We start from the raw sequence: 18,497 nt of genomic DNA, 5'->3' as shown, positions 1-18,497 counted from the left end.
CCACGCAAGACACTAAACTTCGATACACCGGCTGAACGATTCCATCAAGCTGTTGCATCGACCGGTTGAATCCACCATTCCTTGTGGACATCCAACCCAACGTACACCGTGCTATCGTCCTTCACGCTGGCCTCCGTGGTGGAAATCGCCGGGTGTGGCCCTGCCCACACCGTGCGGCTCTGGCAGCGATGCTAACCCGCGTTTGCTTCCCCACGCCAGGCCGGCCCCCGCCTCACGGAAAGTCATACTGCCTTAAAATGGTACGTCGAGGATGACGGTGCTCGAATGGCTCGAGATGCCACCGGCGCGGCACAGCCCGTCGACCATTACCGAAACCCTGTCGAAGGTTCGTTTCCTCAGGTCGCTCGGCACCCACACGTGGAACCTGGACACGGTGCCGATCGAGAAACGGCGCGCCTATGCGCAGCGCATTCAGGTCCGGCGTCCCGCCAAGGTTCGTAAACTGAAGGTGTCGACGCCCACGATCGAGCTGATCTTTTTTCTGCACGTGACGTTACTGGAGCCGACCGACGTGCTGCTCTATCAAACGGGCCGCCGCGTCTGGGACCTCGTCCGGCACGCCTACGATCGGACGACAGTCAAACAGGCTCGGTCGGCTGTCGAATACCGATAGCAACTGATCTCGATCAGAGCGCTCGTCGACGATGCGAGCCGCTCTGCTCAGGAACGGCTCACCAAGATCGGCAAATTACTTGAGGACCTGTGTAAGCGTCAATCCGAGGCCGTCTTGACGATCAGAACTTGACCTCTGAGAGCCACTGATTCGCAAACACGATATCGAAGGCGCGGGATCGAAGTTGCCGCCGCACCACTCAAGGAAGTGGTCGTGTTCCTCGTGCGTCGGATCGCCGATCGCTTCGAGGAAGTCGGCATATCCCGGCACTCCGCCAACGTCTTCCGGCGGACATGCATTCTGCCCGTCCAGGCACAGCGGCCGGCGCATGTCCGGATCGGGCACGAGTGCTTTCTCGACCTTGACCCGATGCCGCCAGTTGTCGCCGTAGTCGTAGATGTAGGTGAATGACTTCAGGCCGCCCAGCGCCTTCGCCACCAGCGTGACCCGTGCTTCATTAAGCATCGGTGGGTCGCTCGGGAATCCGGAGTCATCCGGTTCACCATAGTTGGTTTCGCCGAAGACGAATTCATGCAGGTGCCCGCCTTCCCAGCCCATGGCCAGTTGCAGCACAACATGCAGCTTGCCCAGCTGGATCGAACCGGGAATGATGATTCGTCGCCAGATCGCCGGCTTGATGTACTTCAGCTCAACGCGCAGCACGTAATCGGGCACTGGCGCCTTGACCAGGCGCACGGCAGGTTGGACCATCGAATTGATTGTCAAGCGGCTTGCTGTTCGATGTGTGCAGCCGACATCAGGGTAAGCGCTCGACACGTACCGTCTGTTCATGAGGGCGCGGCACCGGCAATCTGATTCCCATCGAAGTGTAACGGACATCACCTTTGACATCGGTGTCAGCTCTGTCCATGCGGCCTTCAAATGACGCGTACGGTTGATCGCACACGGTACGGATCTCGATGAGAAAAGCGTCGTGGCTGGAGATGGTTCCACAACTCGGTCTGACGCCCATCGCGACGGAGATGCGAGCGCTCGAGATGCTTGCGATTGTCGCGCGCGAACGAGGGCGTGGTCGAGTTACAGCGCACGCATCCGATTACCGAATTGTGGGGAACGGGGCGACACGCATCTAGCAATTCCATGAGCCTCAATATTTCGCCGCATCTCTTTTATGCCCGCGTCGATCCGCGGCGCCGAACCCACGCAGTCGGGATCTATACGCACATGCTGGATCGGCATGGCATTGTCTATAATCAACCGCTCGTGCTGAACGAGCGGCAGGCGCGCGTGGCCATCGAAGGCGTACTGCCGCATAACGAAAGCCGAGACGATGGCGGACTGTTGCGACTCTCCGTCGACACGCACGGGTACACGAGCGTGGGGATGGCCGTCTCGAAGCTACTCTGTGTCCGGGCCTGCGCAATTTGGAGGAGCGCAAGTTGTATTTGCCGCGCGGATTTGCCGTCTCCGAAGGACTGGCGCCGCTCGTGGCCCACGACGTTTCGCACAAGGCAATTCGCGACGGCTGGGATGAGCTGCTGCGGCTCGTCGCCTCGATTCAGTCCGGCCGCCCATCAACTCGGCAAGTTGCTGCGCACGCTTTTCCTGTGCGATTACTTCAGCAACGTGGCGTTCCGCCGGGAGCTGCATACGCTGCTGAATCGCGGCGAGGCGGTGCACCAGCTTCAGCGCGCGATCTACACCAGACGTGTGCCCCCCCGAGCGCGGTCGACGTCGCGATGATATGGTCGCCATCTCGGGTTCGTTGACACTGTTGACGAACCTTGTGATCGACTAGAACACGCAGCACATGCAGGCGACGGCCGGCGACGCAAAGGACGACAGGTTGACGACGAGTGGTTGCGCCGGATGGGGCCTGCGCATTTTGCGCACGTGAACTTCAGGGGCACATTGAGCTTTCCCATCGACCAATACAGCGACGTCCTGCTGGAAGCCGCGCCCTGGCAACGAGGCACGGGATCATGAGGCGTGCCGGATAGAGACGGACGGCGTATCGGTACGGTTGGCGGACTGGCGTCCATCCGATGAAGTCGACGAGCGCGATCAGCGCCAATACCGGTCTGCGACAGGATCGTGCAGCACCGCTTCTGCCATGCAGTCACACATCTCCGCGGTAAAATGGATTTCGCCGAGCAGTTCCTCGATCGCCGCTTCCAGTTCGGCTCCGTATGCAAACGGCATGGTGATCTCGTATCGCGTGCGCTGCCGGTTGACGCATCGTATCTCATACAGGGAATGACAGAAATCTTCGATCCAGCGGCGCGCCTTGGACATGCCTCCCACGAATTTGCTGTTGCGCTCGATGACCAGATGCAGGCTGAGGTGCGTTTGCAGCGTCGATGTCGTTACCTCGTCCGCCAACGACTGCGTCTTCGAAGGTTCGGCGATCGCAGGCTGTGTGGGTGCCGGTGGTGGCATCATCGTGAGTGCCGACTCGATACGATGTTGTGCGAACGGATCGGCCGCGTCGATGTAGCGCATTGCCGAACGCACATCTTTCCAGCCAACATACTCCATCAGCATTTTCAGATCCCAGCCATTCGAGTTGGCCCAGGTCGCAAAGCCTCGCCGCAACGAGTGACTGCTGTAACTATTGGGCGTGGGTAGTCCAGCCTCGCGAAACAGCGTGCGCAACAAGGGAACAAAGCTGCCGGCATGCAACCCTTCGTCGCTCACGTTTCCCCAGCGGTCGACGCTTCGGAACACGAACCCCTCGGTCAGGCCAGAGGTGGCAATCCAAGCTTCATAGGCGGCCACCGGGCATAGCCGCGACAGCGCGGGCGCCTTGAACGACGTGCCAAGCTGTGCGCGATCACTTTTCGTGCGCGGCAGGAACAACGTCATTCCGCGGCCCGCCTCGACGGTCACGTGCTCGATCCGTAATCGACTGAGTTCATCCGAACGAAAACCACGCCAGAAGCCCAGTAGCACCAGCGCCCGGTTGCGAACGCACGTAAGGCGACTCCGCTCATCTGAGGCCTGGGAAATCTGTCCATCAAGCCAGGCGGTAAGCTTTTCGAGCTGCGCGAGCTGCATCGGCCTGGCGCGCTTCTCGGTCGCAGGATGCAGCGCCGCGATCCCCTTGAGTACCTTTCGCACGTGCGGTGTCTTCGTCGGATCGGCGAAGCCCTGTGTCTGATGCCATTGTGCGAGTGCTGCCAGGCGCGCCCGCAGCGTATTGACTGACAGGGTTTCGGCGTGGTCGGCAAGGTACCGTGCAATTGCATCGGCGCTCGCCGGCAAGAAGCCGCCCCATTCAACCTCGAAATGCCGGATTGCCGACTGGTAACTGCGACGGGTATTTTCGCGCGTCGCGGCTTCTACGTAGCGATCGATAGCAGACATGGCTCGTGGGTACAATCGGGCAATCAATATCGGAGACGACGATATGCAACAACGATCATGTGCGCCAGTCGGATTGCGAGACGGGGAATGCGGTTTCGACCGATGAAGCGATGAACGAAGGCAAGCCGTCACATCCGGGCTGGGAAAATTTCACACGCGAAGAGCTGCTCGCCGAGCTCGCCCGCCTTCACTCTGAAAATGTCCGACTCACCGCCTTACTGCCGACCACCGTGCCGACGCCAGGTAGGTCCGTTCCAACTGTCCGGCGCGAACCATCACCATCGGGGCGGAACACAAGCGCCCCTATACTTTCGCCAGACCAGAAAGTGCAACTCTTCCGGCGGCTGTTTCGCGGCCGCACGGACGTCTATCCGCTTCGCTGGGAAAGCCGCAATTCCGGGAAGTCGGGCTACGCGCCGGCCTGCGCGAATGAATGGCGAACAGGAATTTGTGAGAAGCCCCGCATCCGCTGCGCGGACTGTGGGCATCGCGTGCTGTTGCCACTGGAGGATCGGGTCATCTACGCGCATCTGGCAGGCGATCACACAGTGGGTCTCTACCCACTGATGCTGGACAGCACCTGCTACCTGCTCGCCGTCGATTTCGACGAGGACGGCTGGCGTGAAGATGCGATGGCTTTCCGGCAGTCGTGTGAAGGGCTGGGCGTGCCCGTTTCGCTCGAGATTTCTCGCTCGGGCAACGGCGCGCATGCGTGGATCTTCTTCTCGTCGGCCGTCACCGCGCGCGAGGCGCGACGGATGGGGGCGGCCATCATCAGCCACACCTGTGCCCGGACCCGGCAGCTTGAGTTGTCGTCTTACGACCGGCTCTTTCCGAACCAAGACATACTACCCAAAGGCGGCTTCGGCAACCTAATCGCGCTGCCACTGCAGAAACAGCCACGCGAGCGCGAATGCAGTGTGTTTGTAGACGAACGCTTCGAACCCTATGCCGACCAATGGGCGTATCTGGCAGCCATCCGGATGATGGACGGGCGTGACATCGAGGGCGTGATTTTCCGTGCTACGGGCGGTGCCCATCCGCTCGACGTTGCGTTCATCGCCGAAGAGGACCAAGTCGAGCCGTGGAAGCCACCTTCCGCGCTGCCGAAGCGATTGGCCGGACCAATGCCGGCATCGCTCACGCTGACGCTCGCGAACCAGATCTATTTTGAGAAGGAACAGCTTCCCCAGGCACTCCTCAATCGCCTCATCCGACTGGCAGCCTTCCAGAATCCGGAGTTCTACCGAGCCCAGGCACGCGGTTTCAGCGTATGGGACAAGCCGCGCATCATCGGTCGCGCCGAGAACTGCCCGCGCCACATCGCGTTGCCGCGGGGCTGCCTCGACGACGTCATGACGCTGCTGCGAGACAACGAAGTCACCTGCGACATCCACGACGAACGTTACGCTGGCGAGTCACTCGTGGTGTCGTTCGCCGGCGCGTTGCGCGATGACCAGCAGACGGCCGTGGCCGATCTGCTGCGGCACGACACCGGCATCCTGCATGCGCCGACGGCGTTCGGAAAGACCGTGACGGCGACCGCAATGATTGCACAGCGCGGTGTCAACACACTCGTGCTCGTGCATCGCCGGGAACTGCTTGACCAGTGGCGCGAACGCTTGCAGTCATTTCTCGGGCTCGATCCACGGGAGATCGGCACGATCGGCGGCGGCAAGTCGAAAGCGACAGGCAAGATCGATGTCGCGATGCTGCAGTCGGTGGCGCCCGATGGTACCCGCGGCGAGCTGTTGCGGCATTACGGCCAGGTCATTGTCGACGAATGTCATCACGTCTCCGCGGATTCCTTCGAGGCGGTGCTCAAGGCGGTACAGGCGCGCTACGTGCTCGGCCTGACGGCGACGCCGATGCGGCGTGACAGCCAGCACCCGGTGATGTTCATGCTGTGCGGACCGATCCGGCATGCGGCGAAATCGCCCTCCGGTGCGCCGCAGGTGCTTGAGGTCTTCCCGCAAAGGCTCACCTCCACGGTGGACGTCTCGGCCGACGCGCCAATCCAGGCGGTGTTCGCACAGCTCGCGCAGGACACGCTGCGCACGCAGATGATCGCGGCAGCTGTACGTGAACAGTACAGACAGGGGCGTAACGTGCTAGTACTCACCGAGCGGACGGACCATCTCGAAAGCCTGCAGCAGATGCTGCAAGACACGGTGCAGTCGCTGTTCGTGCTGCACGGACGGCTCGGCAGAAAAGCGCGCGCCACCCAGTTGGCGGCCCTTGACGCGCTGCACGGGGACACGCCCCGCGTCGTGCTCGCAACCGGTCGCCTGGTCGGGGAAGGCTTTGACCACCCGGCGCTGGACACGCTGGTGCTGGGCATGCCGGTCGCCTGGAAGGGTACGCTGCAGCAGTACGCAGGCCGGCTTCACCGCGAGCATGCAGGCAAGACTGGCGTGCGAGTGCTCGATTACGTGGATGGCGGCCATCCGGTGCTGTTGCGCATGTGGGAGAAACGCCAGCGCGGCTACCGGGCCATGGGCTACCAGGTGTGCCCGCCTGAAGAGGCGCTCCAGCTGGCGCTTGCTTGAAATCAGGTAGGCGATCCCTTTTCCGTACCGTTTCCGGTCGTTCGAGCCGATTTTCGACCAATCACATTGGATAACCCATCTTTATTGCATATGAGAAGCCACCAGCTCACGCCACACTTGACCAGCCATGATAGTACGTATATAAATGGTATGTAATACAGTACGATATTCAAAGGAGGCCCCATGGCTCGCGCCGGCCTGACCCGTGTGGACATCAAGCGTGCGCGCGATTCGCTGATCGCGCAGGGTATGCACGCGTCGATCGATGCGATACGTATCGCGCTTGGCAATACCGGCTCGAAAACCACCATCCACCGCTACCTGAAAGAACTGGATGAAGAAGAAAGCGCGTCGCTGACGCGCGCGGCGTCGCTGTCCGACGCCATCCAGGATCTCGTCGCGCGCCTCGCGGCCCGCCTGCACGAGGAAGCGCAGGTGCGCATCGATCAGCAGGCGGCCGCCGCAGCCGCCCAGCACCAGCAGGCCCAAACCGAGATCGCTAAGCTCACTGGCGAGCTCGCCGCACTGCAGGCGCAACTGGCCAACGCGAGCGCCGCGCTCTCGAGCGAACAGGATGCGCATGCCGATACGCGCTTGGCGGTGCAGCAATGTGCGATCGACATCGAGCGACTCTCGCAGCAGGTACATGACCAGACAGTGCGGTTGGCCGAGCACGAAAGCTTCCGCCAGTCGCTCGAGGAGAAGCTGAAGCACGCGCACGACGCGCTCGAACATTACCGAACCGCCAGTCGCGAGCAGCGCGAACAGGAAGCGCGCCGGCACGAGACGCAGGTCCAGCAGCTGCAGGCCGAACTGCGCCAGACCAATCAGACGGCAATCGTGAAGCAGAACGAAATTACACAACTGAACAAGGACAATGCGCGGCTGGTCGCCGAGTCCGGCGCGGCGAGTAAAAGTTTACGAGAAGCGCGGGCACACGGTGAGCAGATACGGGAGGCGCTCGACCGGATGCTTGCCGATCACGTCCGTCTCGAGACGGAACGCGATGCCCTACGCGCGACGGTTAGCGCGCAGTCGGGGGAGTTGGAAAGCGCCCGTGCGTCGCTCAGCGTAGCGACGGCGGAGCGGACAAAGCTGGCGGCACAGGTCGACGCCCAGCTGTTTCTGCTGGCTGACTATCGGGCGAGCTTGGGTCTGGGCGGCACTGTGGGCTGAAGCGCCAGATTTGGCATCCGGAGGACGCGGCTTCGCAAAATCGGCCTCATGCAAGCCCATGATTTTGCGTGAAATTTCGAGTGAAACCGCCATACATACACAAAAGAGACGATTACCCCTACTGACGCCCTGATTCTGATATTGATCAGCTATATTGAAAACGTCTCGGGTGTGGCCGCCGGTCTGATTTTGGCTGCCGTTGGGCTTGCTATGGGTGTCTTTCCCAAGCTTCTGCATAGCACCGGTACGCTGAACGATTTCGTCGCGTCAGGCGTGACGATGATAAGAACTATTTTCGCCGTCTACACCGGCCGCGAGCTGCGACGGAAGCATCAGCGCTGAACGCCGGAGCCGTCGCTGCAGGTGTCCACGAGAAGGTCGTCGACGATTATCTCGCCGGCGGAGCGACCCGCGCGCAACGCATCGAGCCGGTCGATAAACGGTTTGCCTTGCTCATCGGCCAAGCGAATCGGCGCCAGGAAAAAGGACCGAGCGCGCGCTGCTCGCACCTGGACTATTGCGACGAAACCGGGTGGAGTCTCGCAGGCGATCGCGTCACCATGAGACCCGTCGACCTTGTGTTCGCAGCGAACGTCAATCGTATATCCACAGTATGTGTACGCGCTGATCATGTTCGCCTCGCTGCGGGTGGAGCGACATTCGAAATGTTTGCACGCGGCAGTATAGCGACGTGCCCTCGAATTGCGAGATGAATCTTGCCTATGCGGACCACTCGCTGCTATAGGCCAATTCGATGATTTTCTTCGTAGGAATGCCCGCAGCTCGGCGATGGTATCGTGACGGAACAATTTGCATCGGGCGACCTCATTGCTCGCTTGCGGCTTCAGATCGGCTCCGAGTTCACCGATAAACACGTGATACAACTTCGAGAGGCCGCCAAAGTGCATCGCATATGTGAGGTTCAGTCCGACCAAACCGGTTTCCTCCCAAAGCTCTCGGTGTGCCGCGTCGAACGGCGCCTCCCCGGCCTTAATTGTGCCGCCGGGCAACGCCCATCGCGACGCCGCGCGCGCGACCAGCAAGACCCGCTGCGCCTGAAGACACACAATAGTTGCCCGTTCTTTGACGGGCACATCGACAGTTTCTTGGCTGCTCATGGAGGCAGGGGTTCGAGTACTCTTGGGTATTGTAACGTCGCCACGCCGGATACCAGATGCCGGGCAAACGCCGGGCTGCGGATTCCGATTCGAAGGCATCAAGCTGCGTGGCACGTTCGAATTCCCGGTCGCGGAATATGCGCATCGCCTGATGCCCAGTCTTGTGATCGGCATGTCGATGGCGGGACGCGAGGCACGCGGATGAAATTGACAGGAGTCCGCGTAAATGGTCGGGGCATAATACGCGGCTCTTGTCTTTTGCTATGCCACCATGAGTCGAAAGTCCGCCCGGCGTTCGGGACACCGTCCGTTGAGCAAAGAAATGTTGTTGCCGCTCCCGCTAGCACGGACCCGCGCGTTGTCGCTCGAACATCATCTCGCGTTGGCCACCATCGCGAAGGGACATACCAATGTCGACTTGATGGTCTGCTTGCTGAAGGCCGTCTATACGGCATTCTATCTGCGCAATGAAACTCCGGCGACCGCTGACGATGCTGAGTTTCAGCGCGCGGAGGCCGCGCTGGCTCGGTGCATCGCGCGCGCCGAGCACGGCGAAACCTGGGTCATGCTCGATCGAGACAAAGCCGTGATCGAGCGGATTCTGCTGCTTCACGACGAGCAACTGGCGAGCATACCGACCCATCGTTATCTGACGGCGCTCGACAAACTGAATCGCTTCGCCGTAGAAGGCTTGCAATCGCCGATTCCGCCGTTGGCGACCGAACCCTAATCGGTATCGAACGCGCGATCAACGAACGCGCGCAACTGCGACAGGTCCGTTTTTGCATAGCCGGCCGTGGTCTGAATCGACGCATGGCCGAGCAGTGACCCTGCCCGATTCCACGTACAGCAAGAAGTTTGATAACTTTTTGACTGTATGGAGAAGAACATGGCAGAGAACGTGGTACCAAGACGGCAGTACACGAAGGAATTCAAGGTGGAGGCGGTGCGGCTCGCTGAGAGCGTCGGTCAGCATGAAGCCGCTCGCAGGCTGGGCGTGCCGGTGGCGACGCTGGGTAACTGGTGCCGTGATCAGCGCGATGGCAGTGCGCAGGCCGCAGCGGGGCCGGTGCCCAGTGCGCCGAGCTCAAGTCGTCGCCCGGTCAGCGACCTGGAGGCCGAGAACAGTCGTCTGCGTAAGGAGTTGGCCAGCGCGAAGCTGGATATCGAAATTCTTCGAAAGGCGACGGCGTACTTCGCGAAGGGGTCGCGGTGAGGTACGCCTGGATCGACGCATATCGCGACCAGTACAGCGTGAGCCGGCTTTGCCGGGTTCTGGGTGTGTCGCGCAGCGGCTATTGCCAGTGGCGCGGCCGGGAGCCAAGTCGGCGAGCACTGGCCAATGCCGTGCTGGACGCCGAGGTTGCTGCCATTCATCGCGCCGGTCGTGGCAGCTATGGCCGTCCTCGCATCGTGCGGCAACTGCGTGCTCAGGGGCGGCCGGCGAGCGCATCGCTCCTCGCCCCGTCAACTGTTGTATCCACTTCGATGGACGACCCATGAAACACCTCCTGGATTAAGGTGTTGCGACGACCGGTTGAATCCGCCCAATATGCCAGTCGCGTGTACCGGCAACTGACCGACGCGTTCAAGATCAAAGTCTCGATGAGCCGTCGCGCCAACGCCTGGGACAACGCGCCGATGGAGAGCTTCTTCAAGACATTGAAGGTCGAGAGAATCTATCAGAACCACTACGAAACGCGCGCCCAAGCCCGCCTCGATATCGTCGACTGGATCGAGGGCTATTACAATCGGCAACGCCTGCATACCTCGATCGATTTCCGCACCCCTGTCGACTACGAGGCCAGCTTGATCGCCGCATGAATTGCTGTACGTGAAAACGAGGCAGGGTCACGCGGCCCGGTTCGTCGCATGGCGCGAACTTACCAACGTCACCCAAGCTCCGTCGAGTGCGCTCTGAGCCAGCGTGCGTTATGCATCGTCAGTGACGAAGTCTCCCAAGTTGACAATGCCGCATTCAGGTTAACGAAACCATGAACATTCTTTAAAACAATTTCGGATTATTCTGATACCGTTTCTTAGATTGGCCGATTTTAGATACCTCTGGTTTTCCCCATAATGCGTCGGGTCGCTGACAATTTCCTGTCACTGCCTATCTAAGGAGGAACCCCGACGTGAAGCGTGCTTTCCGTGTCCTAATGCTCTCGATGTGTATGGCGGCGCCGCTGGCCCATGCAGCTGGCACGCCCGTGGCCGGCAAGGACTACGACGTACTCAAGCCAGCATCGACCACCCTGACGCAGGCTGGAAAGGTTAACGTCACGGAATTCTTCTGGTACGGCTGTCCGCATTGCGCGCAGTTCGAACCCGTGCTCGAAGCGTGGGCGAAACAGGAGGGCAGCAGGATTGCGTTGACGCGCGTGCCGGTAGCGATGAACACCGAACTGACGCCCCATTCTCGTATGTACTATGCGCTGACTTCGTTGGGCGATGCGGATCGGCTGATGCCGACCGTCTTCAAGGCGATTGCCGAAGGGAAAATGCTGCTTACTGCGCAAGCGCAGGCGGACTTCCTAGTCCAGTATGGAATCGATAAAAATCAATACCTGCAGGCCTACAACTCGATGCGCGTTCAGGCTGATGTGAGCCATGCGGCGACCCTGATTCGTAATGCTCGCATCAACGGCGTACCGACGATTGTCGTGAATGGTCAATATGAAACAGGGCCGGGCTATACTAATAGCCTGAATGGCACGATTCCAGTGTTGAACTACCTGGTTGACCGGGCAGAGCAGAAGTAGTCTTCCGTCGACCGTCATATCACTGCGGTCGTGGTCCGACACGTTCTCATCGTCCCAAGACGCCCGTACCGGAAGGAGAATTGTTCCGGCATCCATTGCACGAACAGATCAACTTGACGCACCCGTTGGTGTGCTTTGTCGAGTCAATCGACTGGAATCGGTTGAGCGCGTCGATGAGCGAAAGCTTCGTGGCGCGCCGTGAGCGGCCGGCGAGTTCGCCGCGCCTGATTGCTGGCTTGCTCTCTATTTGCAACACGCATTCGACCTGTCCGATGAAGAGGTCGTCTGGCAATGGGTCGAGAACCCATACAGGCGGGTAATTACCTGCGAGACCTACTTGCAGACTGAACCGCCGATCGACCCATCGAGCCTGACGCGCTGGCGCAAGCGAGGTGTTCGAGTCTTACGGATCGGTTCATGCGTTTCGTAACAGCATGATCGTCGCCCCTTGTCGAGGGCAATTGCCGTGCCTGGTACGCTTGCGGCGATCGGCTTGGTCCGCTCGAACTTTCCCTGGCGTGAGTTGGTGGCAGCTTCCTGATGCTGCCGATGATCGTGCCAATCGTCATCGTGGCTGTTGCGACGTACTTTTTCTTCGCGCTGCTCGGGCTGACGAACAATTTTCACGGACTGGTACTGGGGCACGCAGCACTGGGCGCACCGTTCGCCGTAGTGACGGCCACGGCAATGCTGGAAGACTACGTCAAAAGTCTGATCAGGGCGGGGAAGAGTCGCGGCGCCGGCCCGCTGACTACTTTTTTCTGGGTTACGTTGCCGCTGATCTTGCCGGGTGCCGGGTCCGGCGCGCGCTTCGCGTTTGCTACAAGCTTCGATGAGGTTGTGCTGACGCTGCTTCTGGTCGGACCGGAGCAATCGACGCTGCCGCGCCAGATGATCGCGGGTATTCGCGAAAACGTCAGTCCGGCGATTGCGGCGGTCGCCACGATCCCGATCGTGATCTCCATTTCCGTTCTCCTCACGCTCGAATGGCTCCGCGGTCGCGCATAATGCCAGAGAGTCGGCACGTCCGCCGGCACCTGAGCGCATTCGGCGACTGCGACATGTGCGCTATTCAATTTTCAGTGGATACACCATGAATGATTCGACTCGATACATGCTGCTCACCGGCGCCAGTCGCGGCATCGGACACGCTACGGTGAAACTGTTCCAGGAACGAAACTGGAAAGTATTTACGGTGTCTCGCCAACCCTTTTCGGAAGAATGCCAATGGCCCGATGCGAGGGAATCGCACATTCAGGCCGATCTGGCAGACCTCGACTCCATTGAGCAGGTTGCTGCCGAAGTGAGGCGCCGTCTGCCCGACGGGAAGCTGCATGCGCTCGTCAACAATGCCGGTATCTCGCCGAAGGGAGAAAACCGTTCGCGACTGGGGGTACTCGCGAGCGACATCCACACATGGACTACGGTCCTCAACGTCAATCTTGTATCGAATGCGCTGCTCGCGCGTGCGCTGTTTCCGGAGCTTGTCAGTGCTCAAGGGGGCATCGTTAATGTCACCTCGATTGCCGGAGTGAAAGTGCATCCGTTCGCGGGAACCGCCTACGCTGCTTCAAAGGCGGGACTTGCAGCGCTGACGCGTGAGATGGCGCATGAGTTTGGACCGCATGGTGTACGGGTCAATGCAATTGCCCCAGGGGAAATCGATACCTCAATTCTGTCGCCTGGTACCGAAGAGATCGTCGAAAAGACCATTCCGCTTCATCGGCTTGGCGACCCACGTGAAGTAGCCGAGACGATCTATTTCTTGTCCGGTCCCGCGTCGTCTTACATAAACGGAGCCGAGATCCACATCAACGGTGGGCAGCATGTCTGATGGTGCAACGGTCAGGATTGTCGTAAATGGCATGAACATGGAGAAAAATCTCCGTTGGTGAGTGCACTCATCGCAGTGACGCCGCTGGCCGTGTTCGCCTCGGCATGGTTGCCGATCTGATGCTGGTTCACTCCACTCCGGCAGCGCGTTGAATATATGCGGCCCATTGACGACGCCCATCAAAAGATGAACGCGGATGTCATGAGGTGGCACTGTCACGCTGTTGATCAAGCAGTGCATCGAGGGCAGGAAGGGATAGTCGGTTAGGCAGCACCCGCTGGAAGACGCGTTTGACTGCGACCTTGTCGCGTCGCTTCTGTAGCAGGATGCCGAGTTCGGCACCGTGCTCGTCGATGACGCGCCATAGCAGATATGGGCTCACCGTGCAGCGTCACGACCATTTCGTCGAGATGCCAGCTGCTGCCTGGCTGACCACGCGCAGCCTTGACGCGACGAGCGAAGCCCGCCCCAAACTTGTCACACCAGCGCCGAATCGTTTCAAGACGATGCCGCGCTCGAACAGTAGTTCTTCGAAGTCGCGCAGGCTGAGCTGGAAGCGGAAATACCAACGCAAACGAACCGCCTAGCTGATGATGGCCACCGGAAACCGATGTTCACGCAGGCGATCACAACTGACTGGCAGCTACCCCCAACCAGACCGTATAGGATCGGCCGCGATCATGTAAATGCGCGTATGCCGACGTTCGCGACTGCCCCCATCCGCGGGGTCTCCAATGTCCCCAATGACCGACGACTCAACGCAATTTGTTGGCGGCCGACCGGATACTTACAGGGCAAAGCGACCGCACGGACGCCAAATAGCGGACTAAACGAATGAGGCCTCATGGCTGAACCGGGTCGGATGACCCGACGCCCAGGTCGCTCCCTATGGCAGGCCCAGCCCCGTGCTCGATGGCTTCGGTTGCAACGCCTGCGCCGAATGACTTTCAGCCGCCAGTGTGCGCTGCGCCGAGTTCAGCGTTGAGTGACGAAAGTTCAGAGATACGTGAATCTCGACACCACTATTCACCGGTGACATCGCAATCGACAATGTTCTGGTGCAGCGAACAACTCGGTACCACGCCATATTTTCGTTCAACGTTACTACAGACGCAATTTTAGTCAATGTTTTTCCGAGAGACCTCTGTATCGTTCGCGTCATATTTGTTAATTGTAAATTAACTAACAAGCCTCATTCGCCGAAGAAACAAAATTAACTTGGACTGAATTTGTCGACGAAGCGGATGTATACAGGCAAATCGTTGGATGAGGTGGGGTTGGTGGCGTCGCCGGGCAGGAGAATAACGCAAACTGTGGGTGGTGTAGTGGCAAACTGCTGGTCGCTCAGGCAAGAGCGACGCTGGCTCGTACCGATATTCGGTGTACTAGCCTACGCACACTGTTTTGCGCTGAGTGAACTGGTTGGCGTCGTGACGCTTTCACCTCTCTGTTCAGAAACGTATACGCTTGATTCGATTTGGTGAAATACTCCTGTCATATTTCGCTCTTTTATTAAATTTTCTCAGCCCATCCTCGACGAGATAACCTGTGGCGGGCATTGACTCTGGTACACTCGGCAGCATAGAGATTTCAAACCATGCTTTGATGCGGCTCTATCGAGATCTGATTTTTTTGTATTTTGGCAGGGGAATCCATGTACGGCACATTGAATTCTATTTATATCGACTCGCGACTCTATGGGATATGGAGCATCCGCGAACTTCGGCCTCAAGCTCGGCACGATGGCAATAATAGGATAGGCAATCGCCTTACCAAGATATCAAGTGATCCACGCGCTCGATGCAGCGGTATCGTCAATCAAATAGACGAAAATCAAAAAAAACACCTAGCATGCTCGACCGAACAGAATATGGCAAAGGGACCCTCGATCTTCAAGGCCGCCGTGAAGGCGATAGGTGGGTTTCTCCCGCGGAGGGGAGTGAACTAAAATCGCAAATAAAGCAAAATTCACTCCCCCATGCATGCTGCGACGCTGTATTTGCCCCCTTGTGGTCCGTGGCATTGAACATAGCTAGCTGACGAAATTGACGCAATGTATATTGCGATGGAGTTAAGTCGATGTCCGAACTTTCCACCCCTAATATTACGTTTTCTGAAAGTGATTGGCAATATTACACGGGGATCCAGGTCAATCTTTCGGCACTGACCGTGTCACCCGGTGACTGTGCGCGCCTTGGGCGCTTGCTCAACAATCTCGGCGATTGCTACGAGCCGGATCGTTGCCCGCTTCCCAATACGATGGCTCAGGAGCGTGCGGCAGTCGAACGCGTCGCTCAATGGCTTCATCTATCGGCTCCAGAGTGCTGGGGGTACGTCGGCGGAGGTTCGACGCTGGGAAACTTGCAGGGCATGTGGATAGGGGCAACGTTGATGCGCGGTGCCACGCTGGTATTCTCGAAAGCCGCTCATTACAGTGTCGTCAAATTTGCCAGTGCACTCCATTTCGGTCGCGTGAAGGTGATCAACGTACATCCAACGGGTGAGCTGGACTTGAACGACCTGCGTGCTCAGATTACCCCGGGGGAGCGAATCGTTCTGGTCCTGACGGCGGGAACCACGATGACTTGCGCGTATGATCCATTAACGGCATGCGTGGATATTCTCCGTGAAAAATCCTGTCCACTCTACCTGCATCTTGATGCTGCTCTCGGTGGCCTCGTCGTGCCGTTCCTGTCTGCCACCCAGTTCCCGTGGAAAGACGACTATACTTTCCGTCATCCCGCCATTTCATCGATGACAATCAGTACACACAAGGTACTGGGCACTCCAATGCCCGCCAACCTGTTCATCGCGCGGCACACGGTCATCGAGCAATTCAAGACGGATATTCATGCGGTTCCCTATCTAAGCGACCTGAAAGACATTACCGTGTACGGAAGCAGGGACGGCTTCCGAGCCGCGACCGTATTTTCTCGACTTCATCATATCGGCCCCGACGTGATTAGTCGTTGGGTGAATAACGGAATCGAATTTGCCCAGTACGTCGCTCGGGAATTGCACCATGGCTGCTGCCCAGGTGCATTCGCGACCCCGGGTGGGCTCGCCGTCGTGATACCGTTGGCAAACTTCGTCCGGACGTTTCCCCCTGAGCATCAACAGTACTTGCTCAACAAGTATCATTTAGTAAAAGACGATCAGGTCATTCACATGTACATGATGGGCCACGTTACACGCGACATGTGCGATGAACTGCTAGCGGATTGCCGTACGTATGCCTTGGCTTCAAAGTAATGTTTGGCTCACTGTGATGAGGGGTACGATCCGCGGCGGGGCTTTGCGCACCGCCTTATACACAAGGCAGCTCTCCGCAACCGGAGACCGGAACGAATCGTTTTCGACCAATGAGATAGACCAGGGCTTGTAAACTTTCGGCGCGTCGCGTTTACTTTCGCTTTTTTTTGCATGAATGCCTTGGCCCTGGAAACACCGAGCCGGACGGAAGCTGAATTTACCGACCTTGAACTTGGCGACGCGCGCTTGAACAAGCGAGCAGGACATTGATGGAACGATTGGCGGCCAAGCCAACGGCTGGCGCGCCACAGGCAAGTCGGAGCTGGGGTGAGACGATGGCGGCGTACCGCCTCTTCGACAACGACGAGGTCAAGTTGGGAGTGATTCTGGAGCAGCACTGGCGACAGATCGAGCAACGCATGGCAGCCCAGTCGGCCGTTCCGTGCCTGCAGGACACGACGGAATTGGATTTCAACGGCCGGCACTGGCCTCGGATAGCCGTCTCACGAGGCGCAGCGCAGGATGTATTTGCATCCAACCTACGCGGTGACGCCCGAGTGCGTGCCGCTGGACGCGCACGGCAAGCGCGGCGGGCTCAAGGAAAGCCTGCGCTGGACGGTTACGAGCGGGTTGCGGAAACGGCATCGAGCTTGCCGCACGGCTGGTGTATGTCGCTGATCGAGAGGCGGACATGATCGCACTGATGGTGCGAGCGCAGGAGTTGGGTACGTCGGCGGATTGGCTGATTTGGTGGACCCATGACCGTGCGCTGCCCGATGGGGTGAAACTGTGGGCATGTCCGAGCGAAGGTGAACCGCTCGGCGAGACTGTCTTCACGATGGGCTCGCGTCGCGGCGTGGAGGCGCGCCAAGTGCGCCAGCACGTGTGGCTGCAGCGAATCGAGCTGCCAGCAGGCGTGGGGCAAAGCGTGACGGCCACCTGTCTGGTGGCGCGCGAGTTCGAGGCGTCAAACGGCGTCAGGCCAATCGAATGGCGTTTGCTGACCAACCGCGAAGCCGAAGCGATTGAGCTGATCGACTGGTATCGGGTTCGCTGGGAAATAGAAATACTGTTCAACGTGTTGAAGAACGGTTGCCGTGTCGAGGCGCTGCAGTTTGGGCACGATCGAGCGGCTCGAACGGGCATTGGTGCTGTTTCTGGTCGTTGCCCCGATCTGGATGCCGAACTGTTCGTCGATGTCGATGAAATTCGGGGCGCGTATTTGCTCATCGACGCCAAGCAGCCGGCCAAGCCCAAGCTCAACGAGATGTTGCGCTTGATCACGCGCCTGGGCGGATTCCTCGGCCGAAAGGGCGACGGCGAACCCTGTGCGAAAGCCATCTGGCTCGGACTCACAGAAGTTCATGTAGCTGCAAAGACATTGCAGAAGTTACGTACCGGCGGCCACACCGGCAATTGTGTATAAGCCAATGGCTTTGACCAGAGTGTTTTGTTTACGGCCACCTCGTGCGGCCATTTTTGTTTTGGGGTCCCAATATGGATTGACAATCGTTCCAGCGCGCGGCGCAACTGTCTAACGCACTGGCCGATCGGTGGTTGGCACGCATCGTTGCGGCGGCCAACGAATTCGCGATCAACACGCTGGCGATATTGCACAAATGGGCTATGAATCGGACGGTCTCACGCAACTGATCGAATCGTTCAATTAGGGGTGACTTCAGAAGACGGAAAATATTGCACGCTAAGTTCCGGCCGAGGTCGATGCTATCGTCTTCCGAGCGCCTTGATCTCTCGGGCGCGTAGGATATCGTCGCCGCACAGGGTCACGCCATGCCTGCCTCGCGGCAACGCGCGCAGTTGAATTGCTGCAGTCCCGAACGCCCA

The 18,497-nt window shown here is 59.0% G+C and carries 10 protein-coding genes and 8 pseudogenes; 13 read left to right on the top strand and 5 right to left on the bottom strand.

Annotated elements, in window-relative coordinates; translation table 11 throughout:
* Positions 1–256 precede the first annotated feature (256 nt).
* Positions 257–724 (top strand): annotated as a pseudogene (locus WS49_RS03740) (Tn3 family transposase); the annotation flags it as partial.
* Here the strand turns inward: WS49_RS03740 and WS49_RS03735 are convergent.
* Positions 710–1,360, bottom strand: a complete 651-nt coding sequence (locus tag WS49_RS03735; protein WP_257127612.1) for a plasmid pRiA4b ORF-3 family protein — start codon at positions 1,358–1,360, stop codon at positions 710–712. The pseudogene WS49_RS03740 and the gene WS49_RS03735 sit on opposite strands and share 15 nt — an antisense overlap.
* Positions 1,361–1,529: 169 nt before the next feature.
* Between WS49_RS03735 and WS49_RS36625 the strand changes: the two are divergent.
* A pseudogene (locus WS49_RS36625) lies at positions 1,530–2,581 on the top strand (Tn3 family transposase); the annotation flags it as partial.
* Positions 2,582–2,659: 78 nt separating this feature from the next.
* Here the strand turns inward: WS49_RS36625 and WS49_RS03720 are convergent.
* The gene (locus WS49_RS03720; protein ID WP_082721932.1) at positions 2,660–3,961 is read right to left on the bottom strand and encodes a site-specific integrase; all 1,302 of its coding nucleotides are present in this window, start codon (positions 3,959–3,961) and stop codon (positions 2,660–2,662) included.
* Positions 3,962–4,071: 110 nt separating this feature from the next.
* Here WS49_RS03720 and WS49_RS03715 point away from each other — a divergent pair, with 110 nt between their 5' ends.
* From WS49_RS03715 to WS49_RS03705, 3 genes are all read left to right on the top strand, one after another.
* The gene (locus WS49_RS03715) at positions 4,072–6,510 is read left to right on the top strand and encodes a TOTE conflict system archaeo-eukaryotic primase domain-containing protein (RefSeq protein WP_059524605.1); all 2,439 of its coding nucleotides are present in this window, start codon (positions 4,072–4,074) and stop codon (positions 6,508–6,510) included.
* A gap of 183 nt (positions 6,511–6,693) precedes the next feature.
* The gene (locus WS49_RS03710; RefSeq protein ID WP_059524603.1) at positions 6,694–7,686 is read left to right on the top strand and encodes a DNA-binding protein; all 993 of its coding nucleotides are present in this window, start codon (positions 6,694–6,696) and stop codon (positions 7,684–7,686) included.
* 141 nt (positions 7,687–7,827) lie between these two features.
* Positions 7,828–8,028 (top strand): hypothetical protein, encoded by a 201-nt coding sequence (locus WS49_RS03705; protein WP_257127611.1) that lies wholly within the window; start codon positions 7,828–7,830, stop codon positions 8,026–8,028.
* On the opposite strand, the gene WS49_RS03700 is transcribed toward WS49_RS03705, so the two are convergent.
* Positions 8,019–8,318 carry a hypothetical protein gene (locus WS49_RS03700; RefSeq protein ID WP_059524600.1) on the bottom strand — a complete coding sequence of 100 codons (300 nt, stop codon included), beginning with the start codon at positions 8,316–8,318 and terminating at the stop codon, positions 8,019–8,021. The two genes, WS49_RS03705 and WS49_RS03700, sit on opposite strands and share 10 nt — an antisense overlap.
* An 88-nt stretch (positions 8,319–8,406) precedes the next feature.
* Positions 8,407–8,804: pseudogene (locus tag WS49_RS33080) on the bottom strand (NUDIX hydrolase).
* Positions 8,805–9,114: 310 nt separating this feature from the next.
* Here WS49_RS33080 and WS49_RS03695 point away from each other — a divergent pair.
* The 6 genes and pseudogenes from WS49_RS03695 (at position 9,115) to WS49_RS03670 (ending at position 13,400) form a co-directional block, all read left to right on the top strand.
* A complete protein-coding gene (locus WS49_RS03695) occupies positions 9,115–9,534 on the top strand; it encodes a hypothetical protein (protein WP_306453769.1) in 420 nt (139 codons plus the stop codon).
* Positions 9,535–9,681: 147 nt separating this feature from the next.
* Positions 9,682–10,628, top strand: a pseudogene (locus WS49_RS33075) (transposase).
* A 311-nt stretch (positions 10,629–10,939) separates the two neighbouring features.
* Positions 10,940–11,566: a thiol:disulfide interchange protein DsbA/DsbL gene (locus WS49_RS03680; protein ID WP_059524595.1), complete on the top strand. Its 627-nt coding sequence runs from the start codon at positions 10,940–10,942 to the stop codon at positions 11,564–11,566.
* An 80-nt stretch (positions 11,567–11,646) separates the two neighbouring features.
* A pseudogene (locus WS49_RS33070) lies at positions 11,647–11,957 on the top strand (transposase); the annotation flags it as partial.
* Between the two features lie 28 nt (positions 11,958–11,985).
* A pseudogene (locus WS49_RS03675) lies at positions 11,986–12,574 on the top strand (ABC transporter permease); the annotation flags it as partial.
* Positions 12,575–12,659: 85 nt separating this feature from the next.
* Entirely contained in the window at positions 12,660–13,400 is a 741-nt protein-coding gene (locus tag WS49_RS03670) for an SDR family NAD(P)-dependent oxidoreductase (protein ID WP_059524591.1), read from the top strand.
* 268 nt (positions 13,401–13,668) lie between these two features.
* Here WS49_RS03670 and WS49_RS03665 read toward each other — a convergent pair.
* A pseudogene (locus tag WS49_RS03665) lies at positions 13,669–14,043 on the bottom strand (DDE-type integrase/transposase/recombinase); the annotation flags it as partial.
* Between the two features lie 1,436 nt (positions 14,044–15,479).
* Here WS49_RS03665 and WS49_RS03660 point away from each other — a divergent pair.
* A complete protein-coding gene (locus WS49_RS03660) occupies positions 15,480–16,652 on the top strand; it encodes an aminotransferase class V-fold PLP-dependent enzyme (RefSeq protein ID WP_082721931.1) in 1,173 nt (390 codons plus the stop codon).
* 171 nt (positions 16,653–16,823) lie between these two features.
* A pseudogene (locus tag WS49_RS03655) lies at positions 16,824–18,078 on the top strand (IS4 family transposase).
* Positions 18,079–18,497: the final 419 nt, after the last annotated feature.

The sequence above is a fragment of the Burkholderia sp. RF7-non_BP4 genome (assembly GCF_001521935.1).
In the GTDB taxonomy this organism is placed as follows: domain Bacteria; phylum Pseudomonadota; class Gammaproteobacteria; order Burkholderiales; family Burkholderiaceae; genus Burkholderia; species Burkholderia diffusa.
The sequence above is the reverse complement of the archived record's forward strand: the minus strand, read 5'-3'. Positions and strand labels throughout refer to the sequence as shown.